This window comes from Vibrio sp. F13 (genome assembly GCF_020806305.2).
GTDB classification, from domain to species: domain Bacteria; phylum Pseudomonadota; class Gammaproteobacteria; order Enterobacterales; family Vibrionaceae; genus Vibrio; species Vibrio crassostreae_C.
Genome location: NZ_CP170175.1, coordinates 824,099 through 850,722 on the forward strand (window position 1 = coordinate 824,099; position 26,624 = coordinate 850,722).

Sequence of the window (26,624 nt, forward strand, 5' to 3'; positions counted from 1 at the left end):
GTTTTTGTTCAAATTAGCCTCCACTGAATAGGATCAGTGTTGTTAGTCGTTCTGTGTCCAAGCACTTAACTTAGTGCGTAAACGCTGCATAGATTGGCTCAGTATTTGGCTGACACGAGATTCGCTGACACCTAACACTTCCCCAATCTCTTTTAAATTGAGTTCTTCGTCGTAATAAAGCGAAAGCACAAGGCCTTCCCTTTCCGGAAGTTGTTTTATCGAATCGATCAAAGCTTGGCGGAATGACTCATCAGCAACCCCTTGAAAAGGCGTATTATCTTGAGAGTCTTCATTCGGAGATATTACATCATCTGAGACGCCTAAATCTTCAATTCCAACCAGTCTTGAGCAATTAATGTCAGTTAAAGCACTGTGATACTGCTCTAAACTGAGCCCCATGTGTTTTGCCACTTCGGCATCACTCGGGTCGCGGTTGAGGATACCCTCTAATTCCGCAATTGCACTGCTGATTTCTCGATTGTTCTTATGAACCGATCTCGGCACCCAGTCCCCACGGCGAATGTCATCCAACATTGCCCCGCGAATCCGAATACCAGCATACGTCTCAAAGCTTGCGCCTTTGGTACCATCATAGTTTTGTTGCGCTTCAATCAAGCCGATCATGCCAGCTTGAATTAAGTCATCAACCAATACATTAGGCGGTAATCGCCCCAACAAGTGATGAGCGATACGTTTAACCAACACAGAGTACTTCTCAAAAAAAGCCTGTTGGCTATTGTGATTAGCGTGTTGGTCGTAAGTAAGCGCTTTATTCACCAAATGGTTCCTCTATAAATTCAGTACGATTCAGCAGCCTTTCAACAAAGAACTCCAAGTGTCCGCTCGGTGTTTTTGGTATTGGCCAGGTCAAGGCTTTGTTAGCCAAAGAGCTGATTGCCAATGCAGCTGGAGAGCGAGGAAACGCATCGACTACGATTTTCTGTCTCTTGACTGATTGACGTACTTTATCATCTAAAGGAATACATGCTACGAGTTCGAGGCTCACATTCAAGAAGCGCTCTGTGACCAAAGTCAACTTTGCAAATAATTCTCGGCCTTCGCGGTAGCTTCTGACCATATTTGCAACAACTTTGAATCGCTGAACTTGGTGTTCTCTGCTTAAAAGCTTAATCAAAGCATATGCATCCGTGATCGAGGTAGGTTCATCACATACCACGACAACCACGTCTTGCGCCGCTCTTGAGAAGCTGATCACCATGTCCGAAATACCGGCTGCGGTATCAACCAACAAGATATCCATCTCGTCTTCAAGCGAACCGAATGCGCGAATCAAACCAGCATGCTGTGCGTGTGAAAGTTCAGTCATGCTTTGAGTGCCCGATGTCGCTGGAATAATTTTAATTCCGTGCGGCCCTTCGACAATCGCATCCTTAAGTTCACATTCGCCAGCCAACACATGCCCAAGGTTTCGTTTAGAACGAATACCTAGCATGATATCGACGTTCGCTAGTCCTAAATCGGCATCTAGCACCATGACTTTTTTGCCTTGGCGCGCCATGCAAATAGCCATACCTAACGTCACATTAGATTTACCAACGCCTCCCTTACCACCGGTTACAGCGATAACTTTTGTGAGTGAAGGCTTGGTTAAGCGACGGAGGCCGCTAGCTTGGTCATGTATCATATTTTCATTCATATTTATCCGCCGCCTAGAGCCCTTCAGAATCGCTATTCCAGTAATGAGGTTCATTCTCTGTAGATTTTTCTAATAGCTCATTAGCCTTAGCAATCATGTACTTTGGCTGAGCTATAACGATATCTTCAGGAACTCGTTGACCATTTGCTATGTAAGCAACTGGTAATGCATTTTGTATTACGACACTGATGAATTCACCTAGACTTAGGGATTCATCCAGCTTAGTCATGATGCATCCCGACAACGGGATTCTTCTAAAGTGTTCAATTGTTTCTTGCAGCACTTTGCGTTGCGCGGTTGCAGGCAACACAAGGTAGCTATTGATAACGGAACCACTCTCTTGCATCAATGTGTCTAACTGCTCAGATAGGCGAACATCTCGTTGTCCCATGCCTGCAGTATCGACCAGAATCAGGCGACGATTACGTAACTGATATATTACATCGGCCAGTTCGCTAGAATCTTTAGCAACTCTTACAGGACAACCCATAATTCGGCCGTAGATCGATAACTGCTCATGTGCACCTATACGATATGTGTCAGTTGTCACTAGTGCGACGTTATCAGCGCCATATTCCATGGCAGCACGTGCAGCTAGCTTTGCAACAGTCGTTGTTTTACCCACGCCGGTTGGGCCAAGTAGAGCCACAATACCGCCGCGTTTTAAAATATCTTTTTGTGTAACGGAGATTTGGTCAGCAACCAGAGCTAACAGAGCCTTCCATGCACGTGCAGGTTTAGTATCTTCAGGAATGTAGCAAGCCATTTGATCGGCAAGCTCTGCAGATACACCCATACGTTCAAGGCGCTTAATAAGCATGGCTCTCAGTGGTTCACGGCGCTCAACTTCTTGCCACATCAACCCAGAAACTTGATGCTCTAACAGACGACGAATTGAGGTCATCTCTTCGCGCATCGTTTCCATTTCAGTATCAGAACCTTTGGACTGAGTGTTCTCTCGACCACGATCATAACGGGTAGGATCCAAGCGAGGTGTCGGGCGCTCTACTCTGCGGTCTTCAGCAATCAACTTAGACAAACCCGTTTCACGAGCAAATGCAGAATCAAGATTTCCGTGAGACTGTTGGTTACCGTGAGATTGCTGATGGCCATGAGACTGCAAATTGCTTTGAGTCTGATGACTATGAGGCTTATGGCCCGTGCTTGATTGGCGATTGAGCAATGCTGACAATGAATCTTCATTTTCTGCACGATGCTGTGGCTCATCATCGGCGCCATGACTGTATTGCTTAAGCATATTCGCAAAGCGCTTAGTCATTGAGCGTCCACCTTCAACATTCGACTGTAGGCTAACCTTGTCATCGTCTAGTTGACGTCGCCCAGCAGGAGCTGCGGGCGCGGCCATTTGCGTATATTGGCTTTGTGCAGGCTGCTGAGGTTTATTTAATCTCTGGCTCGCTGTCGACGGGCTGGATTCGCCATCAATAGCGGCAACAATTTCCACGCCACCTGCGACCTTTTTGTTAGACATGATCACCGCTTCTGAACCAAGTTCTTCTTTAACTTGGAGCAGAGCCGTTCGCATATCTTTTGCAAAAAATCGTTTAATTTTCAATTCGATTGTCCGTTCTAATTAGGCGGCTTAATTACCAACAGCTTGTACTATACGTATCTGCTTTTCGTCCGGTATTTCTTGGTAAGACAAGACTCGCAAGCTTGGGATCGTGTTCTTCACGAACTTAGCCAGAGTCGAACGCAACACGCCAGAGGTCAATAGTACCGCGGGCTCACCTTTCAGCTCTTGCTCTTGTGTAGCGTGGCTGAGAGAGGTCTGTAAACGTTCGGCTAAACCAGGTTCAATACCAGCAGATTCTCCGCCGGATGCCTGCATGGTTTGATGCAAGATTTGTTCCAGCTCAGGAATCAAGGTTATCACTGGTAACTCGGGCTCTATACCATTGATTTCCTGAACAATTAATCGTTTCAATGAGATGCGAACCGCCGCAGTAAGTATGTCAGGTTCTTGACTCTTACCTGAATACTCCGACAAAGTTTGGACTATGGTTCGAATGTCACGAATTGGAATCGCTTCATTCAGCAGGTTCTGTAGCACTTTCACAACCACACCCAACTGCAATTGATCCGGTACAAAACCTTCCACCAGCTTAGGTGTTGAGCGGCTGAGCATCTCAAGTAAGTTCTGAACTTCTTCGTGGCCAATGAGCTGCGATGCGTTGTTGGTTAGCAGCTGGCTAAGGTGTGTCGCCAGTACTGTAGAAGAATCTACAACGGTATAACCTAGAGCTTGTGCGTGTTCACGCTGCTCTTCACGAATCCAAACCGCTTCAAGGCCAAAGGCAGGGTCAATCGTCGGCTCGCCATCGATCATGCCATAGACTTGGCCCGGGTTAATCGCGAGCTCCATGTCTGGCTTAATCTCAGCTTCACCCACAGCAACACCCATCAGGGTAATACGGTAGCTGTTTGGTGTCAGTTCTAGGTTATCGCGAATGTGTACCGCTGGGATCAAGAAACCAAAGTCTTGAGACAGCTTTTTACGCACACCTTTAACGCGTTCAAGCAATTCACCACCTTGGTCTCTATCAACCAAAGGAATTAAACGGTAACCCACTTCTAAACCAATAATATCGACAGGTTGAACATCATCCCAAGAGAGCTCCTTCTGAGAGCCTACTTCTCCATTCGCTTCAACTGTCGCCGGAAGGTTAGGCTCTTCCGCCTTCTTCTTGTTCTTTTTATCGATGTAATACGCCCCCGCGCCTGCAACGATGGCAAGGCTCAAGAACGAGAAATGTGGCATACCCGGAACAATACCCATGATGCCAAGGATGGCGGCGGTGATCATCAAGGCTTTTGGATTGTCGAACATCTGGAAGACAAGTTGCTCACCCATATCTTCATCAGTATTTTGGCGCGTTACCATCATCGCAGCTGCAATAGACAGTAATAGAGATGGAATTTGTGCAACCAGACCATCACCGATAGTCAGTAGCGTGTAGATTTCGATTGCTTCACCAAAACCAAGATCAAACTGAGCCATACCAATGCTCAAGCCACCAATGATGTTGATGAATAAGATTAAGATACCAGCGATCGCATCGCCTTTAACAAACTTAGAAGCACCGTCCATGGAACCGTAGAAGTCAGCTTCTTTGGTGACTTCAAAACGTCTCAGACGCGCTTGGTCTTGGTCGATCAAACCTGCGTTCAAGTCGGCATCGATTGCCATCTGTTTACCCGGTAAGGCGTCTAACGTGAAACGCGCGCTTACTTCCGAGATACGACCCGCACCTTTGGTTACAACCATGAAGTTGATGATCATAAGAATCAAGAACACCACTAAACCAACCGCGTAGTTACCACCGATAACCACGTTACCGAAGGCTTCAATCACGTTACCTGCCGCGTCGCCACCTTCGTGACCATGGAGCAATACCACACGTGTCGAAGCAACGTTCAAGGCCAATCGAAGTAGAGTCGCAATCAGCAGGACGGTCGGGAATGCAGCGAAATCTAAAGGCCTGCGGGTATAAACCGATACCAATAGCACAACCATAGACAGTGCAATATTGAAGGTGAAGAACATATCCAACAAGAAAGCTGGAATGGGCAACACCACCATAGCAAGCGTTGCAAGTACCATAACAGGTGCACCAATCGCAGGCATGGCACGGTTAGGGATTTTAGGTAGCTTGTCCACAAAAGGCAGGGAGAATTTCATAAATCTAGACAGTTTCGCTATGTTGTAGCTCTCTGAACAAGTGGATTAGGTCTTAGTCAGGGCTGTTTGCTATGGGCTTATAATGTTCAGGCTACTACAGCAAACACTGTACCAACATCTCACGTCAAATTATCGCCATCACCTCTATAAAAGGAAGATTAGCTAGCTCGCTATTATCAGGGTTCATCACGCAGAGCTCAAGCAATTGATCTAATGACGTAAATCAGGTGGGATCGGCATATTAGAATCTTGCAGCTTTGGTCGCTCACCACCTCGTTTTCGGTACTGTTTAAGCTGGAAAACATATGCAAGCACTTGTGCAACTGCTGTAAACAGACCGTCAGGAATTTGTTGTTCTAGCTCAGTGGTATGATAAAGCGCCCTCGCCAATGGCGGCGCTGGAACGATATAGATGTCATTTTCACGCGCAATCTCTCGGATCTTCATCGCCATGTGGTCGACACCTTTAGCAACCACAATTGGTGCTTTGTCTTGATTCTGCTTATAGCGCAGCGCCACTGAAAAGTGTTCCGGGTTGGTCACAATCACATCCGCTTGAGGGACATCAGCCATCATGCGACGCTGAGCCGCTTCCCTTTGAAGCATACGAATTCGGCCTTTCACTTCCGGCTTACCTTCAGTGTCTTTGAATTCGTCTTTGACTTCTTGTTTGGTCATCTTCAGCTGATCAGCGTGTTGCCAAATCTGGAATGGGATATCAATCGCCACAACAATCAACAAAGAACAACTGATCAACAGAATAAAGTTGAGCAAGATATCCAAGGCATGGAAGATGTTTTGTGGATAGACGTCCATGCTCAGCTGCATTAAATCATGCTGAGAGGCTTGAATCAGATAAATCGCCATCCCCGATACGAGCGCTACTTTAAGAATAGACTTGAGCAGTTCAACCCAACTTTGCAGGCCAAACATACGCTTGATACCACTGAGTGGGTTGAGCTTAGACGCCTTTGGCATCGCCGCTTGCATTGAGAAGTTAATCCCACCGACACCCGCAGCGCCGATGACGGCAGCAACAAACAAAGTTATCAGTATCAAAAACAGCGGGAACAGCAGGTTCACCAGTGCACCACCAGCGATTTCTAGGAGTTTGTTAGTGTCAAAGATCTCGTCGCGACTCAAAGAGAACAGGCGTTGCATCGCCTCGAACAAAGCCTTCGCCATCGATTCGCCAAACCACATTAAAGCAATCGCACCGACAATTAATACCGATGCTGACGCTAGCTCTTTTGACCTTGCAACCTGCCCTTTCTCTTTGGCCTGTTGCAAGCGTTTGGGCGTGGCGTCTTCTGTGCGTTCTTGACCGTCTGACTCTGCCATTTCAGTCTCCTAGCAATCTAACCGGATTAGACGACATATCTGTTGTTCGCCCTGCATCCAGAATAGCTCATAGTGACTATACAAGCCGCCAAGGATGTACCAACAAAGTAACAGACCCACGAGTAGCGCAAATGCAAAACCCAAAGAAAAGATGTTTAATTGAGGTGCCGCACGCGTCATTACACCAAAAGAAAGGTTAATCGTTAGCAGCGCGATAATCCCCGATAAGGACATCGCCAGTGCTGTTTTGAACATGATACCGAGCCACAATGCGAGCTCTCGAAAATCCACAGAGGTTAGAGAGCCACTGCCAATCGGCAAGGTCTTAAAACTAAACACCACCAGCTGCAGCATTTTCAAGTGACCATCGGTCGCCAAAAAAAACATGGTCGCTAGCAGCATGAACAGCTGACCAAGTACCGGCGTATTTTGCCCGTTAGCCGGGTCGACCATTGATGCAAAACCCAAGCTCGATTGCATACCGAGGATCTGACCCAGCATAACAAAGGTTTGAATCATGAACTGGGTAACAAAACCCATGGCCACGCCAATCACAATTTGCTCGAAGACAGTCAGGAAGCCTTGAAAGGACAGAAGTTCAATCTCTTTGGGAACGGCCGGAATCGCAGGCATCACCGCAAAAGTGATCGCCAAGCCTAAATACAGACGAATACGCGGCGACACGAAGCGTGCCCCTGTTACCGTCATCACCATCAGCATCGCTGAGATGCGAGTGTATGGCCAAAAATAATTGGCTAACCACTCTAGTACAAGGCTCGTTGGGTATTCCATATCGGTTTAATACAGAACTTGCGGCAAGCGTTCGATGAGCTCAAAAAAGAACTCCATCATCATCTGGGTCATCCAGTGTGCGAATAGCATCAACGCCAACAAAGTTACGATCAAACGCGGCAGGAAACTCAGGGTTTGTTCGTTGATTGAGGTCGCAGCTTGGAAAACAGCCACAACCAAACCGATCAGCAGGCTAGGAATAATGATGGCGCAAACCATGATTAATACCATCCAAAGGGCATCTCGGAACAACTCTACGAATATTTCAGGATTCATTATTCCCCCAGCTACAAGGCAAAACTGCCGGCGAGTGTGGAGAGTATCAAGTTCCAGCCATCAACAAGAACAAACAGCATCAACTTAAACGGCAGCGATACAATCATCGGTGACAACATCATCATACCCATAGCCATCAATACCGATGCCACCACCAAGTCGATGATTAGGAAAGGCAAGAACAGCATAAATCCGATTTGGAAAGCCGTTTTTAATTCCGATGTGATAAATGCTGGAATCAGAACCGCCATCGAAACATCTTCAGGGTTAGTCACTTCCGCGCCAGAAATCTCAACAAAGGTTTCAAGATCTTTGATTCGAGTCTGCTTGAGCATGAAGGATTTAATCGGTTTTTGGGCAACATCAAATGCCTGTCGTGCCGATATCTGTTCATTAAGATAAGGCTGAACTGCTTGTTCGTTAACTTGATTAATCACTGGCGACATGATGAAGAAGGTCAAGAATATCGCGATACCAATAATGACTTGGTTAGACGGTGTTTGTTGTAGACCCATCGCCTGACGCAAGATAGACATCACAACCACAATACGAGTGAACGATGTCATCAAAATCACCATCGCCGGCAAGAAGCCAAGCATGGTCATTAACGCGAGAATTTGCAGGTTAATCGAGTAGTCTTCACCGCCATTGGCATTGGTTGTCATGGTAAAGGCAGGTATGCCGCCACCATTGCCAGTCAAGCTGCCCGTGGTCATGGTTGTCGATTTGGCTTGGTCTTGTTCCATCGTGCTGATAGTGACCGATTCCGAGCCAGCGGTATTCGCAGGAATGACGGTGCCGTCTTCAGCTTGTGCAAATACCGACACACTGAATACGATTGAGCATAGGAGAATAAGCTGAACCAACCACACTTTCACCGCTCGGAAAGCTCCGGCTTGGTGAAAGTAAGAGGAGTTCAAAAGTCCGTTACTTGTTTGCATCTTTTTTTATTAGCTGGGAAAGCTGACTTGAAAATGTACTTTTTTCCAGCATCTCCTGAGTAAGAGGTTTATCGAGCTTAGAGATCAGCTGAATCGATTGTGTGGTAATCCCTACCAAGAACTGTTCATCACCCGCTTGCACAATAGCGATACGCTCTTTAGTACCAACAGGGATTTGCCTAACAATCGCCAAACCTTGTTGATTCGACATCGCAGGTACTTGCATTCGCTTGAGTAGCCAAGCAATAAATAAAATGAAGGCTATAACGAAAATTAGCGACCCAAAGGTGGTCGCTAAATCGAGAGAAGGCGGTGTTGCTGCAAAGGCAATGGAAGGAGCCGTTAATAGCCCTACTCCCAAGATTCCTCGTAACAAACCTGTCATTCCGAGAAAAGAGCCCGCAAGTCTTTGAGACAAAAAGCTCATTAACGCAGCTTCTTAATTCGTTCTGTCTGGCTAATAACGTCAGTCAAGCGAATACCAAACTTGTCGTTTACTACAACCACTTCACCGTGAGCAATCAAGGTACCGTTTACCATCACATCCAGTGACTCACCAGCAATTCTATCTAGCTCAACAACCGAACCTTGGTTCAACTGAAGTAAATTACGGATACTGATCTGAGAGCGACCAACTTCCATCGAAATAGTCACTGGAATATCCATAATGGTATCCAGCTTACGACGCTCATCTTCAGAAATCGGAGATGATGAATCGGTTAGCTCATCAAGTGGTGCCGCAAGCACATCATCAACATCAATTGACGGCGCTGAAGGATCTTCACCAAGTGCTGCAGCCCATTCGTCTGCTAGCTTTTGATCTTCACTAGGTTCCATTACCAATTCCTATACTTTTATCTATTTTACTATTCGTCGTCATCATCACTGTTTTCGAGCTCAGACAATAAGTCTTTACCTAGAAAAGCGAGATCAGTTTTAACCACATGTGGTCTTTGAATTTTTTCCGAAATCTGTACTGCAAGCTTCTCACCAGAACGGCCCATTTTCACACGATAAGTCGGCAGTTCTTCGACAAACATGGTTGCGTGCTCAGGCATGTTCATTGGGATAACATCACCAGGGCGCAGCTCCATCAGATCACGAAGGGAAATATCTTGCTCTAGCAAATTCACGCGGAAATTGACGGGCACATCCATGATCTCATCACGCAGTGCGGTACTCCAACGAACATCGGTTTCCATCTTGTCTGATTGAACACCCGCATCAAGCAGTTCACGGATCGGCTCAACCATGGAGTAAGGCATGACAACGTGGAAGTCACCACCACCGCCATCCACTTCAATGTGGAACGAACTCACAACAATCACTTCGGTTGGGCTCACAATGTTCGCCATACTTGGGTTCACTTCGGAATCCAAGTATTCAAACTCAACCCCCATCACTGGCGACCAAGCTTCTTTGTAATCTTCAAAAACAATTTTCAGCAGTAACTGAATGATTCGTCTTTCAGTAGGCGTGAATTCACGACCTTCAATCTTGGCGTGGAAACGACCATCACCGCCAAAAAAGTTCTCTACGAGAATGAAAACCAGACGAGCTTCCATGGTGATGAGTGCCGTACCTTTCAATGGACGGAAACGAACCATGTTTAAACTGGTGGGTACATACAATGTGTTTTGGTACTCACCAAACTTCATCATCTGTACGCCGTTGATCGACACTTCAGCCGTTTTACGTAACATATTAAACAAGCTGATACGCATATGACGTGCGAAGCGCTCGTTAATAAGTTCAAGGGTCGGCATTCGACCACGGACGATTCGATCTTGAGATGAGAAGTCGAAATTGACCGCATTGTCATTTTCGGTTTCTAAGACATCTTCAACTTCTTCAACATCATCAACGCCATGTAACAGCGCATCAATTTCGTCTTGGCTTAATAAATCGGTCACAAATTACCTATTGAATTACGAAGTCAGTGAATAACACTTTTTCAATCACAGGCTGGCCAACAGCTTGAGCCAGGCTTGCTTTAATATCTTCTGTTGCCTTATTACGCAGTTCCACGCGGCCTGTTGGTGAGCGCAATTGATCAACCGTTGCCGAAGCGAACGTGGCCAGTAGCGTACTTTCTACAAGTGGAGAGTGGTAACGAGCCAGGTCTTCATTCTTACTGCCACGTACCATGAGCTGTGCTTTTATCTGAACTAGGCGATCTTTTTTGTCACCTGTCACATTAAACAAGAAGGGCTGAGGAATATTAACATACATAACCGGCTCTGCAGCGACCACAGCCGTTGCTGGCTGAGACTGAGATTCAGAGGCGCTATCGTCAGAACCTAAGAAAAAGTACAGCGCACCACCTATACCAAGCAGTAACACAGCTACGGCAATAATAATTATAAGGAGCTTGCTCTTCCCTTTAGGTGCATCTTGTTCTTCGGCCATATCTTACTCTAACTTCCTGTTCTTGCGATTAACTGATGGTTCTTTTTATTAACTGGTTTTTTCTATTAACCAAGCGTTCTTAGCCTGATATTAGGCATAATAACTAATTCCATCACGCTTTGATGCGACATTCAATTCAAGATTGCTGTCACTATCAAGGTTTTCATCACCTTGCGTATCATTTGTGCGGTTAGCGCCGGATTGTTGCTCACCATTGTTGTATCTATCTTGTCCCTGACCGGAGTTCTGTTGTTGAACAGACGAATCGGCAAGCTGCAGACCTTGCTGAGCAAGCATCTCTCTCAAGCGAGGTAAGGTTTGTTCAATCACATCTCTCGCTTGCTGATTACTCACCGTAAAGTGCACGTTTGCCACGTCATTATTCATGGTCATGCGGATTTTCATTTGGCCCAATTCTGGTGGGTCGAGACGAATGTCCAAGTTCTTAAGGTTCTTAGACATCATCATTTGTACTTTTTCAGCCACTTGCTCATTGGCTAGCTCTTTGGTGAGCTGTAAGGGCGCTTGTTGAGCAGCTTGAATTTCAGCTCGCGTAGGTGCTGAACCCACCGTTGCCGTACCTTGTGCACCAGCCGCAGAAGCGATCTGCTGAGCAAAGGTCGAATCTTTAGAATCTTCTTTAGCACCCGCTTTACCCAAACCAGACAGTGCTGCTGCACCGGCGCCCGCTTTAAGAAGCGTATCAGTCGAGCCTGCTTTTGTGGCAGCTGGCGTTGCATTCATCGCCATTCCTTGCGCGGTTAAAGCTGGATCCAACGTTGCTTGCTGCTGAGGTGAAGCCACATTAGCTTGTTGAGCTGCGGCCTGTTGGGCTGCATGTGCATTATTGGCGTGCAGCATTGCCGCCTTGTCCGTAAGAGCATTGTTTGCTGATTGAGAAGCGGCCTGCGCTGACACTTGTTGTGTAGCCGTCGCTACAGCTGCTGTTGATGCTGCCGCAGCTAAGGCTTTAGTTTCGCTTGAATCCGTATTATCCCAATCGATAGCAGTGGGTTCACCAGACGCACTGTTCGCAGCCGGAGCTTGACTTAGCAAAGCTGTTACTTGTTGTTGAACGTTAGCGAGCTGTTGATTCAACAGGTCTAGGTTAGAGGTCGCTTTAGCCAAAGCGGCTTGCTCATCAACCGTCAACTTAGCGCCACTTTGTTGCTTATCAAGCAAGCTATCGACAACAGACTGCTCTGATTCGATTTGTCCATTCAATTGGTTTAGCGCTTTGGTATGGGCATCTACTTGCTTTGCCAGTTCAATATCCACGGCTGACAATGCTTGGCTCTGCTCGGCAGCAACCGCACTAGCTGCATTCTTTTGGCTCAGCTCTCGGCTCATACTGGCTTCAATTTGTTCTGGAGTGACGCCTTTATCCATCAACTGTCGAATTTCAGTATCAGTTAGCTGAGAAACACCCTTACCTCCGGTAAGTACAGCGATTTCAGAATCGACTTCAAGGCTCTTCTCCTGATTTGCAGCCTTAGCTTGTTGTGTCGCCTTATCCGTAACGGAAACTCCTGCAACAGAAGCACCGGTGATATTACCTTGGGCTTGTTCTACCTGACCTTGCTGAGGCAAGCCTTTGCCGTTTGGCGCTTGATTTAGGGTTTTGTTTGCCTCATCCAATTGACCAAGCAATTTATTGCCTTCGCTCATCGCTGCATTGGCTTGCGATGCCTGCGTAGCACCATCTACCGCTGATGGACCCTGAGTTTGGGATTGAGCAATATGTTCTTTAGATTCGTTAGTCGTATCCTGCGCATCTTTACCATCTGCCTTATCTGCAACAGTCTTATCAGCGACAGTGCTATCAGTGCCCGAATTGGCTTTGAGCTGAGCCTCAGATCCAGACGCAGCCTCTGCTGATGTTTTATCAGCAGCTTTCTCGCCTTCTACTTCTGAAGCTGCTTGCTTGCTTTGCGCTTCGCTCACTTCGTCAGTAGCCTTTGATTCAGCGGAATCACCTTTGTTCGCTTCGGCTGACGCTTCACCTTCGGTAGATGTCTGTTTAGTATCAGGTTTCGCAGTGCTTTCTGTATCTTTTGCTGCGGCTTTACTGCCACTTTCTTCAAAGCCAAGCGCTTCTTTAAAGGACTCAAAGAAACCTTTAGAGTCGCCGGTTTCTTCTACCTTGGAAGAGGCAGAACCGGAGTCCAACAACGATGACGTTTTGTTGGTCGCTGAATTTGAGGAAAGGCTAACATTCATATATACAAGCTCTATCTACTAGCTTTGCTGCCATGAATCAGGCAACAAAAAGAAAGTCGGATGCTTTTCATGCCTTTGGTGGGCATAACGCGCAATTTTATATAAAACGGAGCAAGAAACATGCCTATAAGTTCGGTTCTCACAATATCAAGAACAGCACCTACGTCGTTCGTGGCTTAGGATCACATCTTCTTTCGGCTGTATAACAGAGTCGAGAACTCATCCATTTGCTTTTGTTCTCTTCGATCTTGCAGCTTTGCTTTCTCTTTCTGCTTTTTCTCCATCAACCACTCGTAGGATTTACGTTTTTTGCGTAACTCCATCCAGTAGTTTTGGCAGTTGTCGACTTGATTTTTAAAGTGGTGCTCGGCTTCTCTCTGCTTGGATAATGTCTCATCCAACTGAGTTAAGAAGCGATTCAAGTGACCATATTGGCTCGCCGTTAAGCCAGCCTTACCGCGGTCAACGAGCTGCTGACAATAATCCAGTCGATACTTTTCAATCTGCGCAACTTGCTCATAGTAACCTTGCAGCTCAGAGTTCGCTTTGTTGAGCGCAAGTACCGCTTGGTTCTCTTGATCTTTGGCTTGATCGAGCAAAAATTCTAATGCGTTATCCATGACTAACCTTATTCACCCGTTAGCCACCCAATACATGTTTCAACATATTGACGCACATATCGTATGGAACGGTCTCTTTCATCTTCTGCTGCAAATACTCATCCAGTTTTGGCTTCAACGTGAAGGCACTATCGATTGCTGGATCCGTTCCTGGTTTGTAAGCTCCAATCGACACCAAATCTTGGTTTTTACGGCAGATAGACAGCACTTGCCTTACCGCTTTCGACATCAAGACATGTTCTTCAGTGGTGATTTGCGGCATAACACGACTGACGGATTTCTCAACGTCAATCGCTGGGTAGTGACCGGCATCGGCCATCTCACGAGATAACACAACGTGACCATCGAGAATTGCTCGCGACGCATCCGCAATCGGATCTTGTAAGTCATCGCCTTCGGTTAACACGGTAAAGAAAGCCGTGATAGAACCTTGTTCATCATTGCCGTTACCTGCTCGTTCCACCAGCGCAGGAAGCTTAGCGAAGACTGATGGCGGATAGCCCTTGGTTGCTGGCGGCTCACCCACAGACAGAGCAATTTCACGCTGAGCTTGAGCAAAACGGGTCAATGAATCCATGAGTAGCAGAACATCTAAGCCTTGGTCGCGGAAGTACTCGGCGACAGCCAACGCGGTTTGACAGCCTTTTAAGCGCATCAATGGTGATGAGTCGGCAGGAGCGGCAACAACAACCGAACGCTTACGGCCATCTTCACCAAGAATCTCTTCAATAAATTCTTTAACTTCTCGTCCACGCTCACCGATTAGGCCTACGACCACTACTTGCGCAGTTGTGCCTCGAGTCATCATGCCCAGAGTTACGGATTTACCGACACCAGAGCCAGCAAACAGACCGATACGTTGCCCTTTACCCACGGTTAGCAAACCATTAATGGCTTTCAAGCCGACATCGAGTGGTTCAGAAATCGGTTTACGAGCTAACGGGTTGATTGGCTCCGCATTAAATGAAGCGCGTTGCTCTGTATAGATTGGACCTAAACCGTCGAGTGGATTACCTACGCCGTCGATCACTCGACCGAGCAGTTCCATTCCAACAGGGATACCACTTTCGGTAGTCATTGGCGTGACGCGAGCGCCAGGTAAGATCCCGGTGATTTGCTCACTCGGCATCAAAAATAGGTTATCGCCAGAGAAACCGACGACTTCGGCTTCCATCTGACCAGACATGGTTTCGACTAAACACAAACTGCCGATTGGCGCTTTACAGCCGGTCGCTTCAAGCGTTAAGCCAACAACGCGTACTAATTTACCAGAGGCAATTGGTCGCGATTTTAGCCCCTCGACTTTGTACTGACTGAGACGATTCGCTAACTCAAGCATTACTCATGACCTTGGTGACGATTTGCGCCGCAGAAATTTTGAATAACGTTCTTTACACGATCTTCCATGCGGTAGTTAACGCTCGACTCACCCGCTTCAATTTGTACATCACCACGGTTGAGTGCTGGCTCTGCGACCAGCGTCCAATTACGGCAGTCCAATTCAGTCTCGCCATACGCGGAGCGAATGATCGCCACATCTTCCGGATTGAGTTTCAATGTGATTGCGTGACCAGAAATCGGCAACGACTCTACCGATTCTTTAACGGTATCTAATATGATTTGTGGGTTGGTTTGCACTTCAACATGAACCACTTCTTTGACCATGGTAAGCACCATGTCGACCAATTGCTTCTCCACCTGAGCGTTCATCAACTCTAATGGTTGAGCGAACTGGTTTGCCAGCCCCATGAAGACGGCCACCTGCTGTTGAATGTACTCTTGACCCGCGGTTACGCCTTCAAGCTTGCCGGCTTCGTTGCCTTCTTCGTGACCGGCAGCAAAACCTTCTTCTTTGCCTTTTTCATAGCCTTGCTTAAAGCCCGCCTCTTGGCCTTGATGCAGCCCTTCCTGATAAGCGCCTTGTTTAATCAGCTCGATTTGCTCTTCAGTCAGAACCAGCTCTTCATCTTCAATGGCTTCTTCAACCGTTGGCATCCAACTAGGGTCGTAGTTAAAAGCGGTTTCTTTGGCTTGTTTGCTCACGTCAGAGGTGTAGTCAGGCAGCCCCCATTTCTGAGGTTGGGCAACCGTATTATCTTCTTCAGGGCGAAGGAAGCCGCGTTTTCTATCACCTGACATATCAGTACCTATCTATGAGTGGCTTAACTGTATTGTGAATTCAAGCAGTTAAACTGAGTTAATCTGTGGTTCGAGATTGGATAAAGAAAAGCCCCAACAGTGTGGGGCTTTTGAGATTTCTGTATTAAAGGAACTCGTCGGCGCCACCAGACAGCATAATTTCGCCACTGTCTGCCATCTTCCTCGCGATACCCAAAATCTCTTTCTGAGCCGCTTCAACATCAGAGACTTTGACTGGCGGCATCGCCTCAATATCGTCTCTCATCATATCGGCAGCACGTTTAGACATGTTCTTGAAGATCTTCTCACGTAGACCTTCATCTGCACCTTTAAGTGCTTTCTGTAGAATATCTTGTGGAACATCACGTAGTAGTCGTTGAACACCTTGGTCATCAACTTCAATAAGGTTTTCAAAGACAAACATCAGATCTTGAATCTGTGTTGCCATGTCTTCGTCTTGGTCACGGATTTGATCCATCAAGACGCCTTCCACGTTGTTATCCATGTAGTTCATGATCTCAGCCGCGGCTTTCAGGCCACCAATTTTGGCAGCTTGAGCACCCGCTTGACCCGCGAACTGTTTCTCCATGATTTCATTCAGTTCAGCAAGCGCCGAAGGTTGAACTTCTTCAAGGTTGGCAATACGCATCATCAGATCCAGACGAACTCGCTCTGGGAACTGAGACAGGATCTCAGCCGATTGATCGGCATCGAGGTACGACAACACAATAGTTTGAATTTGAGGGTGCTCGTTGATGATAATGCTCGCCACCTGACGAGGATCCATCCACTTAAGCGAATCCAAACCTTTCGAACCTGTGCCGAGAAGGATTTGGTCAACAAGGTTATTCGCCTTGTCTTCACCCAGAGCAGCAACTAACGCATTACGCATGAAGTCTTCGCTGCCCATACCAATGTTGGTGTACTTCTGAATATCATCTAAGAAAGCACGGTGCACAGCGCCTACTTTCTCTTGGGATAGGTCTGTAGCTCGCGCCATCGCACTACCCACACGCTGAACCTGCTTTGGCTCTAGGTGACGAATAATACCAGCAGCATCTTCTTCATTTAAACTGAGCAACAAGATCGCAGCGCGCTCATCGCCTGAGATAGAGCCGATATCCACGCTAGAGACATCAAGCACTTCACCGCCTTCAGTTTGTTGTGGAACTATTTCGTTAGCCATCTACCATCCAATTCTTAACTACTTGAGCTGCTAGCTCTGGTTCATTCGCTACAAGTGCACGTACTGCTTTCAGCACGTCCTCGTCTTTATGAAGGTTTGGTAAGTCGATACTTGAACCAAATTCAAACAGCTCACCACCTTCAATATCACCACCAATTAAGCTGGTTTCGCCGTCGGCACCAATTGGCATGCCATCAGGTCCGTACATCTGTTCATCGTTGTCTGCTGCTGGGTTAAGCAGTTTCTTCATTGCAGGGCGAACAAGTACCAACACCACCACAATGATAACCAAGGCACTTGCAAACCAACGAACCCAATCATTGAAGTTTGGATGCTCCCAGATTGGCACATCAGCAACAACATCTGTTACTTGAGGTGCAAACTGCATGCTTAATACGTTGAGCAAATCACCACGAGTTTCATCAAAGCCCACCGTACCAATCAGTACTTGGCGAATCGCATTGATTTCGCTCGCCGGGATTGGCGTATGAACCACTTCACCCGTATCTGGGTTCAAGGATTGGCGGTCTTTGATCGCAACAGAAACCGTCTGACGATTAACCGTGCCGCTCTGTTTACGTTCATGACTGATGGTGGTGTCTAGCTCAAAGTTTCGAGTCGCTTCTTTGTGAACAGAGCCTTGACCTGTCATCGCGCCGTCTTTCATCTGAGCCACATCTTGTGGAATTGAGGCATCCGCTGGAGGCTGGTTACTCAACGCACCCGGAATACCCGCCACCGTATTTCCATTGTTGTAATCTTCTAAGGTGTATTCACTTCGAGTCGCCGGTGTATTCGGATCAAAACGTTTTCTGGTTTGCTCCACAGCACTGAAATCGAGCTGGATATCAACCTGAGCGGTGTAGTTACCAAACCCAAGAATAGGAATCAGGATGGAGTCAATTTTTTCACGCAGCGCTTGTTCTTGATTGCGCTCTAACTCGTGTTCTTTACGACGCGCCGCTGACATAGGGTCTTGAGAGCCTGAGCTCAACAATCGGCCATGCTGATCGGTCACCGTAATACGTGAGGTTTTCATTCCCGGAACGGCACTTGCCACCATATCCACAACAGAATCAATTTCTTGCTGCTTGAGGTTAGTACCTGTTTTTAGAGTTAGGAATACAGAAGCAGAGGCTTCTTGATTATGACGTACAAAAACACTCTGCTTCGGCAGGGCCAATAAAACCTGAGCTTTACGCACCTGTTTCATCTGCTCAATGGCTTTGGCAAGTTGTCTTTCGCGGCTTAATTTAAGGCGTTCTTGTTCTAAACGTTGTGATACACCAAAACCCATGTCTTGCATGAGGATGTCATCACCCGCGTTTCGCTCTTGATTCAAACCCGCTCGTACCATATTAAGCTTTAATGAGTTGTACTCACTCGCCGGTACTGAGATGGTATTGCCTTCAAGCGTGTAATCGATCTTTTGCAGATCTAAGTAATCAAGAACGGGGATCAATTCTTCTGTTTCGTAAGCCCCTAATGGACGCATTTCTGGCTCTTTTACCCAGAAAAACAGCATCACAATCAGCGCTACACAGATAGAGATAGAAAGGACTAAGACGACCTGACGAAGTAAATCAAGATCACCGACAGCCATATCGAACTTCGATGAACTGCGTTCACCTAGATCGGGATTTTGCCCTTCTCCGTCTAGCTCAGAGCCTGCAATAAGTGCATGGTCGTTGCTATCGCTTACGGTTAAATCTGTTGTTTGACTATTATCTGCCACTATTTAACTACCCAACTTATACCGGCATATTCATCAGCTCTTTGTACGATTCGACCAATTTATTTCTAATTTGGATCGTCGCCTCAAAAGCCACACTAGATTTATTACGAGCAATCATCACGTCCGATAGGGATACGCTTTGGTCGCCACTATCAAAACGAGCTTGAAGATCACCTGAGGTCTTTTGTAATGAGTTCACATTATTGATGGCATTAGTCAGCATGTTGCCAAAATCTGCACCGACCGCTTGCCCCGTTGCTGCGGGACGCGCGCTGGCAGCTTCGACCATCATTGCCTGCATTTCGCCTTGTAAACCATCTATTCTCATCTACTACCTCAGGAGTCAAAATTATGACCATCTATTTAGCTATATTATTGACAGAGCAATTAGCGTGCCACACATTTAATTGACTAGATATCGTATTACACTAGTCAGAAAGCTGACACTACTAATCTATCCTCAGTTTGGGATATCTATTCCAGCATCGCGCATTTTAGCCAACTTGTAACGCAGTGTACGAGGGCTAATGCCCAGTTTTTCAGCCATATCTTTGCGTCGGCCATTACATGCAATCAGGGTTTCAAGAATGATCGCATACTCTTGATCTCTAAGCTCATTACCTAACCCTTCGCTGCTAGCCGCGATTTTATTGATTGGGTTTGCTTCGGCAATAGGCTTAATTTCTGGCGCAGCTACGTCACTGCCTTCGACGATTTGTTGTAGGCTGCTTGCGTCTTGCCAATCGACACCTTCAAGAAGGATATGCTCACCAGAGATGTTCTCTTGTTCGCTCAATATTAGAGCACGCTGTACCACATTGTCTAATTCGCGAACATTGCCCGGCCACGGATAATTGACGAGTTTGCTGATCGCTTGTGCTGACATAACGGGTACAGGCATACCAAGTTTGGTGCAGTGGCGCTCAACTAAGTGCTTGGCTAAAGGCTCAATATCGCCTTTACGCTCGCACAATGGAGGCCAAGAAATTGGGAATACATTCAGGCGGTAGTATAAATCCTCACGGAAATTCCCTTCAGAAACATACTGTTTAAGGTCTCGGTTACTGGTCGCTAATACACGAACATCCAATTTGATGCTCTTACGACTACCTAATCGCTCAACTTCGCGCTCTTGCAAAACACGCAGTAGTTTGGCTTGTAGGCTAAGATCCATTTCACTGATCTCATCCAACAGAATTGTACCGCCCTGCGCTTGCTCGAATTTCCCCGGGCAAGCTTGAATAGCGCCAGTAAATGCGCCTTTTTCATAACCAAACAGGGTCGCTTCTAACATGTTGTCTGGGATCGCCGCGCAGTTAATCGCGACAAACGGGCCATCTTTTCGGCTAGAAGCATTGTGAATGTAGCGAGACATCACCTCTTTACCAGAACCACTCGGGCCCAACACCATGACGTTGGCATCGGTTTTCGCAACTTTATCAGCCAGCATCATTAGCTTGATACTTTTTTCATCAGCAACGATAGCGTCGCCGTTGTCATCCGACTTTACAGGCGCATAACGGCTGACCATGTTGAGCAGCACTTCTGGCGCAAATGGCTTTGCCATATAGTCGATAGCGCCCTCTTTCATTGCAGCAACGGCATCTTCGATGTTGGCGTACGCTGTCATTAGCAATACCGGCAAATTTGGCCAATGCTGCTTAATGTTTCTCAATAGTGCCAAGCCACCCATGCCCGCCATCTGCACGTCAGATACGACAATATCAACGGAGTTCGATTTTAATTTGACCAGAGCATCTTCCGCACAATCCGCTTCCAGCCATTCATAGCCAGCAAGCGCGAGTGTGTCGACAAGGGCTTCGCGTAGACCTTCATCATCTTCGACGATTAACACTTTGCTTTGAGCCATAGGATTCTCCAGTGTAAATTCAGTTAAAACTTATTAGTCTTCAGAAGAAGCACTTCTTTCAAGCGGTAGACACATGGTAAAGCATGCGCCGTCGCCTTCTTCTGATATCAATTCCAGTCGGCCTTCATGTGCTCGACATACCATTTGTACAACCGCTAAGCCTAGACCTGTACCTTGTGAACGAGTGGTAAAGAAGGGTTCCATTATTTTACCTTGAAGCTCTTTCGGTACGCCGGGGCCACTGTCTTGCACTGATATCTTAAGCTCGCCATTTACGGGCCTAAAAAACACATCGATCTGCGATTCCTTACCCGCAATTTGAACCGCGTTCAACACTAGGTTGCTTAACGCTGAGGCGATAGCATTGGCGTTGCCGAACATTTGAGTCTGTTCGCCCTCAACTTCTTGGCAATAATCAATCTGGTTAGTTTTCAATGCCGCTTCCACCATAGGGTGAAATTCAGTGATCAATTCAGCCACAGTAAATGGCTTAACGACTTTGTTGTCACCACCTTTGGCAAACAACAGCATGTCGTTCACTTGCTTCTCTAAGTCATGCAATCTATCCATAAGCTTAGATTGAAAACGCGTTTTTGTTGCCGGCGGCAGATTTGGCGCGGCAAGGTTTGATGCATACAGCATCGCACTTGAAAGCGGCGTTCGCACTTGATGGGCAAGCGAGGCCACCATTCTACCTAATGAAGACAAACGCTGAAGATCACTCACGCGAGACTGCAATAGTCGGGTCTCGGTCAGATCGGTAATCAAAATCAGCTGACCCGTGGTAGAGGCTGAAATCGCCAAACGCACTTTTCGCCCGTTCTTCAATGAGATCTCATGACCGTCATCGTCTTTTGGGTCAAAGGCACTTTGAATCACTGAAAACCACTTCTCGCCAACCAACTCAACACCAAGAATACGATGCGCTTCAGGGTTCGCTTCTCTCACTTCGCCGTGTGTATCTAACAAGATAACCCCAGCTGGCATCACGTCGAGTACTTGCTTATAGCGCTCAACCTGCTGTTCAACAGAATCTAGGTGTGATTGATTTTCTGGTTCGTTAGATACGCGCATGTCAAAAATTTGCCTCAAATACTAAAACAGCCTGAGACGTACAACACGAGTCAGGCTATTTACTATATTTATCACATAGTTAAGCAAGCAACAACTCGACTATGGTTTATCTGTTCATTTAGCTAGAGTTACCAAATAGCTAAAAAGTGTGTGCTAGTTTTTCGTTTTCATCGAAAACTGGACACTATCGCTGCAAGTTATATTTACGCATTTTTTCAACCAGAGTGGTTCTACGCATTCCAAGCATGTCAGCAGCACGAGCAACAATGCCGCCCTGCGCTTCCAACGCTTGATTGATCATATTCACTTCCATATCCGCGAGTAGCTCTTTCAAGTTAACCCCTTCTGGCGGTAACTCTTGAGGCGCATTAGCATTGTCGGCAATATCATCTTGCTGATCAAAACTGAAATCTTCTGAGAATAAGTCAGCAAGTGCATCACGCTCTTGCTCCTCTTCAGATCCAAAGCTATTAAACTCTGGCTGGAACTCAGGGATATCGCTGTATCGATATTTAGTTGGCAGGTGATTCACATCAACCAAGCTGTTTGGATACAAGATAACCATTCGTTCAACCAGGTTCGCTAGTTCACGAACGTTACCTGGCCAGTAATGCTCCATCAAAGAGTTGATAGCACGAGCCGTGAAACAGATAGGCATGCTGCCTTCCGCTTCCATTCGAGTCATCAGCTCTTGAAGCAACAGTGGAATATCTTCTTTACGATCTTGAAGCGCCGGCATTTCAATCGGGAATACATTTAAGCGGTAGTAAAGATCTTCACGGAACGAATCATCGTCGATCATATCTTCAAGGTTGCGGTGGGTTGCCGCAATCACTCTAACATCAGCTTGTATGGTGCTATTGCCACCTACACGCTCAAAGCATCGCTCTTGCAGCACTCGTAGCAGCTTAACTTGCATCGCCATCGGCATATCGCCAATTTCATCAAGAAACAGTGTGCCACCTTCAGCCAATTCAAAACGGCCTTTACGTGCGGTAATCGCCCCAGTAAATGCGCCCTTCTCATGACCAAACAGTTCACTTTCAAGCAAATCAGGTGGAATCGCGCCACAGTTTACAGGAACAAAAGGCCCTGAACGACGTTTAGAGTGATAGTGAATGTTACGCGCTACGACTTCTTTGCCTGTACCAGATTCACCAAGAATCAGCACGTTCGCTTCCGTAGAAGAGACTTGTTCAATTAAGTGACGTACTTCTTGAATGCCAGCACTTTGTCCTACTAGGCTGCGAAACAGGGTGTTCTTGCGTGCCGAAGACACAACTTGAACACCTTTGCGGCCTAAGAAGTCTTTACAGTGTCTTAATGCATCACTTAATTGCGGGTAGTTAAGAGGAAGTTCAAGCTCACCAACATAGTTAGTCAACTCGTCAACCGGGTGATTGTTTTTGCCAATCACCAGTAAAGGGATGTGATTGGCGTGAACAAGCTTTTCATTCAGTAATGCGTTGAAGCCTTTACCTTTAATGGTACCAATAATGCAGCCGGCCCACTGTAGTGACCAGTCAACTTTACGTGCTTGTTCAGAGCTGATTACTTCGCAGCTCTCTCCTACAAACTCTAATATTGTGCTTAAATTGTGACGATCTTGAGCGCTATCGTCGACGACAAGCAGTTTTGCCAAACCTTGCATAAGTAGGAATTATTGCCTTTATTTTGGTGCGATGCGGAAAAACGGTGAGCGACGTAGTCTATAAAACAATGAAAAGTATCAATGATTATGGTCTACGTGGACAAATTTAGGAAATCAGCAACGAAAAAAGCCATTAGGCTATCTAATGGCTTCTATTTTATTTGATTAAAAAAATAAGGCAACCAACCAATTAAGGGATATGAGATTGGTTAAAACTGCAATTTTTCTTTAAATACCTACGTCAGCAGACGTCAAGTTGTGATATTCGTTCGGAATTTGGTCCCAAGCGCTCTTAATTTCGCGAATAATATCGATAACATCATCAATAGGCTGTGGGTCATTTTTGTGATTTGCCGCAGAAATTTGCGTGATCATGAACTCATAAAGTTGATCTAGGTTTTTCGCAATATCGCCACCATCGTCCATAGATAGGCAACTGCGTAGGCTAATAATGATATCTAGAGCCTTACCAAGTCGCTCACCTTTCACCGGGATGTTACCCGCTTGCATTGCCGCTTTACCTTGAATCAAACGCTCGATAGCACCTGCCATTAGCATCTGTACAATCTTATGCGGTGAGGCAGCCGTTAGCTGACTATCCACTGATACCTTTTTATATGCCTGTAAAGAACCGCGCATAGTAAACCTCTTCTATAAAAACTTTTTGTATTGTTGAACTGATTTAGCACCGTGACGATATTTGTGTAGGGCCTTACCTACTCGACTCGTCTCAGACTGCATCAATTCGACTAATTTTCTGGTTCTGATAATGGCTTCAAACCATTCAGAACTTTGCTTAACGTCGGGGTGTGAGTCGATTATTTGAAGCACGTTTTGCAATAACTGTTCTCTGTTATCGACAAGCAGCGTTATTTCTTCAGCATTAATTTCACTAAATTCAAGCTTAGAGAGAATTAATTGATCGAGTTCACAAAGCTCTTTTAGCTGGCTATTCATCTATTAGCCCAACGCATTCATCATACTGCCCAACTGAGATTGCATCTTACTGGTCGCATCTTGCATGGCCGTGAACTTAGAGTGGGTACGGCTCTCAAGGCTGTCCATGCGGCGGTCAAGCGCGCTTTGGTCATCTGCTAGGCGGTAATTTTGCTCGACCAAGCTCTTTTCTCGAGTACGGATTGAACCCGTGATACCTGTAATGCCTTGAATCGCGTCTTCCACTTTTTTGGCGAAGCCGTTGTTGCCACCAAAGAACTCACCCAACTTATCAAAGTTATTGTTAAGTTGACGGTCAAGCATGTCGTAGTTGATTTCTAACGAGCCTTGTCTTGTGGTCGTGATACCAAACTCGGTCAAAGATTTTAGGTTATCAGGCGCGCCTTCAATGCTTGATGAGAACACACCTTTTAATCGTGAGTCGGCGTTACGCACGGTACTGTCACCAGACAGCGGGCCTTTTTGGCCAGTCGTTGGGTCAACACCCGCCAAGTTTTTAGACACTTGGTAAAACTGATTATAAGAATTAACAAAAGCTTCAATGTCTTGGCGAACACTATTACGGTCGTACTCCACACCAATTTCTGCCGGCGGCTTATCTTTTGGCGTTTTTCCTTTCACCGTAATATCAATACCTTCAATGGCATCTTCAATCACATTGTTATTACTAGAGAGTTGAGCAACACCATCTAGGACAACCATAGAATCTTGGCCAGCCTGAACTTCAGTCATTCCACTATAGGTATCAAAAGATTGCTGTGCTTGTTCAAGGTCTGCTTGCGCTTTATCGACCTTCTCTAAGAGCTCGCGCTCTTCGGGTTCTAATTTGGCACGCTCAATTTTCTTGGCTTGCTCTGCGGTGAGTTCGCCTTTTTGAACTTTCTCAGCCAACTCCGCTTTTTTTTGTGAAATCTTCTCTTCGATACGCGCTTGCTCAGCCTCAAGCTTTTGTTGGGCTTCTTTCGGTGTCACGTATGAATCGGTCAGAGTACCTGAGGCAGCATTTGACCACCCCGGCACATCGGGTGCCTTCTTTATCGCTTTTTCATCAAGCTCAAGTTCTGGTGTGTAGTAAGAATCTAAAAGCGTACCTGACGCGGTTTCAGTCCAGCCAGGGATATTATCTTCAGGCATCACAGACTTTGCCGCTTGAGCTGCGTCTAGGGCGGCTTGGCCGTCGGCGGCTGCTTGCTCACCGTAGCTGAGACTTTTAGAGTCTCCGTCAACATCTGAAGTAGAATCGGTTTGGGCTGCTGGGATGATATTGCCATCTTTATCGAGTGTTTCATTCGCATTTGGGTCATCGCTAGCGATCACTTCATCGATGAGTTCAACGGCTTTTCCTGCAGGGGTTAGAGCTAGAATATCTTGAGCAGCAACGCGCGCTTTCTCTAGCGCTTTAACACGTTCTTCAAGCGTTTTGTATTCGAGTTTTTTTAAGGGATTGGCAGCATCTGACTCAACATTAATGCTGATCTGCTGATCTGAACCAGACTGGTTCGAGGCAATAATAAGTCTTGGACCTTCGACATCGTTGATAATAGATGCACGAACGCCTGGGTTGCTATCTGCACCGTTGATACCACGAACAACTTCGATAAGTCTCGATCTGTCGCCAACTTGCACGTCAAAGCTGTCATCACCAAGCGAAACCTGCAGCTTACCTGGGCCAAATTTCATGTCCTCTGACAGTACATCAGAAGCCACTTTATGGCTTTGGGCAAGCTGCAACACATCGATGGCATATTTGCCAGCGATCGCTTCGGTAGTCGCGGTTGCAGAGACAAGCGCTTCATCGGTACTTTCCACTGTTCGCACAGCAAAAGCTTTTTCCTGACGAAAGTTTGTCATCAGGTTTTTCATCGAATCAAGGGATTCTCTGAGTCTTCCATAGGCACTAATGCTGGTATCGATTCGCGTTCGTTCATTGTCGATTCGTTGCTGTTTAGGTACACGCTCCGAATCAACAATTTTGCTGACCATGGAATTGATATCCATGCCAGACGAAATCCCCATTGGGCCAAAACTCATTAAATCACCTCAATAATACGAC

General features: G+C 46.4%; 25 protein-coding genes. All 25 read right to left on the reverse strand.

The features are described 5' to 3' along the window. Positions 1-42: 42 nt before the first annotated feature. The 25 genes from LMH68_RS03710 to fliD all read right to left on the reverse strand — a co-directional run bounded on the left by LMH68_RS03710 (position 43) and on the right by fliD (position 26,602). Positions 43-777 (reverse strand): RNA polymerase sigma factor FliA, encoded by a 735-nt coding sequence (locus tag LMH68_RS03710; protein WP_017060667.1) that lies wholly within the window; start codon positions 775-777, stop codon positions 43-45. Beyond that, entirely contained in the window at positions 770-1,657 is an 888-nt protein-coding gene (locus LMH68_RS03715; protein WP_017060668.1) for a MinD/ParA family protein, read from the reverse strand. The genes LMH68_RS03710 and LMH68_RS03715 overlap by 8 nt, the downstream gene beginning before the upstream one ends. A 13-nt stretch (positions 1,658-1,670) precedes the next feature. Beyond that, complete coding sequence (gene flhF, locus LMH68_RS03720; RefSeq protein WP_029235190.1) at positions 1,671-3,233, reverse strand: flagellar biosynthesis protein FlhF; 1,563 nt, start codon at positions 3,231-3,233, stop codon at positions 1,671-1,673. Between the two features lie 27 nt (positions 3,234-3,260). Beyond that, positions 3,261-5,360 (reverse strand): flagellar biosynthesis protein FlhA, encoded by a 2,100-nt coding sequence (gene flhA, locus LMH68_RS03725; protein WP_017064115.1) that lies wholly within the window; start codon positions 5,358-5,360, stop codon positions 3,261-3,263. Positions 5,361-5,570: 210 nt separating this feature from the next. Further along, positions 5,571-6,701 (reverse strand): flagellar biosynthesis protein FlhB, encoded by a 1,131-nt coding sequence (gene flhB / locus LMH68_RS03730; RefSeq protein ID WP_017064116.1) that lies wholly within the window; start codon positions 6,699-6,701, stop codon positions 5,571-5,573. A 9-nt stretch (positions 6,702-6,710) separates the two neighbouring features. Beyond that, positions 6,711-7,493 carry a flagellar biosynthetic protein FliR gene (fliR, locus tag LMH68_RS03735; protein WP_017060672.1) on the reverse strand — a complete coding sequence of 261 codons (783 nt, stop codon included), beginning with the start codon at positions 7,491-7,493 and terminating at the stop codon, positions 6,711-6,713. A 6-nt stretch (positions 7,494-7,499) separates the two neighbouring features. Continuing rightward, positions 7,500-7,769, reverse strand: a complete 270-nt coding sequence (gene fliQ / locus LMH68_RS03740) for a flagellar biosynthesis protein FliQ (protein ID WP_029235191.1) — start codon at positions 7,767-7,769, stop codon at positions 7,500-7,502. Between the two features lie 11 nt (positions 7,770-7,780). Continuing rightward, positions 7,781-8,710 carry a flagellar type III secretion system pore protein FliP gene (gene fliP / locus LMH68_RS03745; RefSeq protein ID WP_017064117.1) on the reverse strand — a complete coding sequence of 310 codons (930 nt, stop codon included), beginning with the start codon at positions 8,708-8,710 and terminating at the stop codon, positions 7,781-7,783. After that, entirely contained in the window at positions 8,697-9,137 is a 441-nt protein-coding gene (gene fliO, locus LMH68_RS03750; RefSeq protein WP_017060675.1) for a flagellar biosynthetic protein FliO, read from the reverse strand. Before fliO ends, fliP begins: the two co-directional genes overlap by 14 nt. Beyond that, complete coding sequence (gene fliN / locus LMH68_RS03755; protein WP_004739851.1) at positions 9,137-9,547, reverse strand: flagellar motor switch protein FliN; 411 nt, start codon at positions 9,545-9,547, stop codon at positions 9,137-9,139. Before fliN ends, fliO begins: the two co-directional genes overlap by 1 nt. Before the next feature lie 29 nt (positions 9,548-9,576). Further along, the gene (fliM, locus tag LMH68_RS03760; RefSeq protein WP_017060676.1) at positions 9,577-10,623 is read right to left on the reverse strand and encodes a flagellar motor switch protein FliM; all 1,047 of its coding nucleotides are present in this window, start codon (positions 10,621-10,623) and stop codon (positions 9,577-9,579) included. Between the two features lie 7 nt (positions 10,624-10,630). Continuing rightward, positions 10,631-11,119, reverse strand: coding sequence for a flagellar basal body-associated protein FliL (gene fliL / locus LMH68_RS03765; RefSeq protein ID WP_229647690.1), 489 nt, complete (start codon positions 11,117-11,119; stop codon positions 10,631-10,633). A gap of 90 nt (positions 11,120-11,209) precedes the next feature. Beyond that, positions 11,210-13,339, reverse strand: a complete 2,130-nt coding sequence (locus LMH68_RS03770) for a flagellar hook-length control protein FliK (protein WP_229647689.1) — start codon at positions 13,337-13,339, stop codon at positions 11,210-11,212. Between the two features lie 182 nt (positions 13,340-13,521). Further along, entirely contained in the window at positions 13,522-13,959 is a 438-nt protein-coding gene (fliJ, locus tag LMH68_RS03775; RefSeq protein ID WP_102321173.1) for a flagellar export protein FliJ, read from the reverse strand. Positions 13,960-13,978: 19 nt separating this feature from the next. Further along, positions 13,979-15,298 carry a flagellar protein export ATPase FliI gene (fliI, locus tag LMH68_RS03780; protein ID WP_017060680.1) on the reverse strand — a complete coding sequence of 440 codons (1,320 nt, stop codon included), beginning with the start codon at positions 15,296-15,298 and terminating at the stop codon, positions 13,979-13,981. Next, complete coding sequence (fliH, locus tag LMH68_RS03785) at positions 15,298-16,098, reverse strand: flagellar assembly protein FliH (RefSeq protein WP_017060681.1); 801 nt, start codon at positions 16,096-16,098, stop codon at positions 15,298-15,300. The genes fliI and fliH overlap by 1 nt, the downstream gene beginning before the upstream one ends. 124 nt (positions 16,099-16,222) lie before the next feature. Further along, complete coding sequence (gene fliG, locus LMH68_RS03790) at positions 16,223-17,284, reverse strand: flagellar motor switch protein FliG (RefSeq protein WP_017060682.1); 1,062 nt, start codon at positions 17,282-17,284, stop codon at positions 16,223-16,225. Continuing rightward, positions 17,277-19,019 carry a flagellar basal-body MS-ring/collar protein FliF gene (gene fliF, locus LMH68_RS03795; protein ID WP_229647688.1) on the reverse strand — a complete coding sequence of 581 codons (1,743 nt, stop codon included), beginning with the start codon at positions 19,017-19,019 and terminating at the stop codon, positions 17,277-17,279. Before fliF ends, fliG begins: the two co-directional genes overlap by 8 nt. 16 nt (positions 19,020-19,035) lie before the next feature. Next, entirely contained in the window at positions 19,036-19,347 is a 312-nt protein-coding gene (gene fliE / locus LMH68_RS03800) for a flagellar hook-basal body complex protein FliE (protein WP_017060684.1), read from the reverse strand. Between the two features lie 132 nt (positions 19,348-19,479). Beyond that, positions 19,480-20,889, reverse strand: coding sequence for a sigma-54-dependent transcriptional regulator (locus LMH68_RS03805; protein ID WP_017060685.1), 1,410 nt, complete (start codon positions 20,887-20,889; stop codon positions 19,480-19,482). A 33-nt stretch (positions 20,890-20,922) separates the two neighbouring features. Next, positions 20,923-21,963: a sensor histidine kinase gene (locus LMH68_RS03810; protein WP_017060686.1), complete on the reverse strand. Its 1,041-nt coding sequence runs from the start codon at positions 21,961-21,963 to the stop codon at positions 20,923-20,925. 184 nt (positions 21,964-22,147) lie between these two features. Continuing rightward, positions 22,148-23,614: a sigma-54 dependent transcriptional regulator gene (locus LMH68_RS03815; protein WP_076651677.1), complete on the reverse strand. Its 1,467-nt coding sequence runs from the start codon at positions 23,612-23,614 to the stop codon at positions 22,148-22,150. Positions 23,615-23,842: 228 nt separating this feature from the next. Then, positions 23,843-24,253: a flagellar export chaperone FliS gene (gene fliS, locus LMH68_RS03820; RefSeq protein WP_004736194.1), complete on the reverse strand. Its 411-nt coding sequence runs from the start codon at positions 24,251-24,253 to the stop codon at positions 23,843-23,845. A 12-nt stretch (positions 24,254-24,265) separates the two neighbouring features. Further along, positions 24,266-24,571 carry a flagellar protein FliT gene (locus tag LMH68_RS03825; protein WP_048661524.1) on the reverse strand — a complete coding sequence of 102 codons (306 nt, stop codon included), beginning with the start codon at positions 24,569-24,571 and terminating at the stop codon, positions 24,266-24,268. A gap of 3 nt (positions 24,572-24,574) precedes the next feature. Beyond that, positions 24,575-26,602 (reverse strand): flagellar filament capping protein FliD, encoded by a 2,028-nt coding sequence (fliD, locus tag LMH68_RS03830; RefSeq protein ID WP_229647687.1) that lies wholly within the window; start codon positions 26,600-26,602, stop codon positions 24,575-24,577. Between the last annotated feature and the right edge of the window lie 22 nt (positions 26,603-26,624).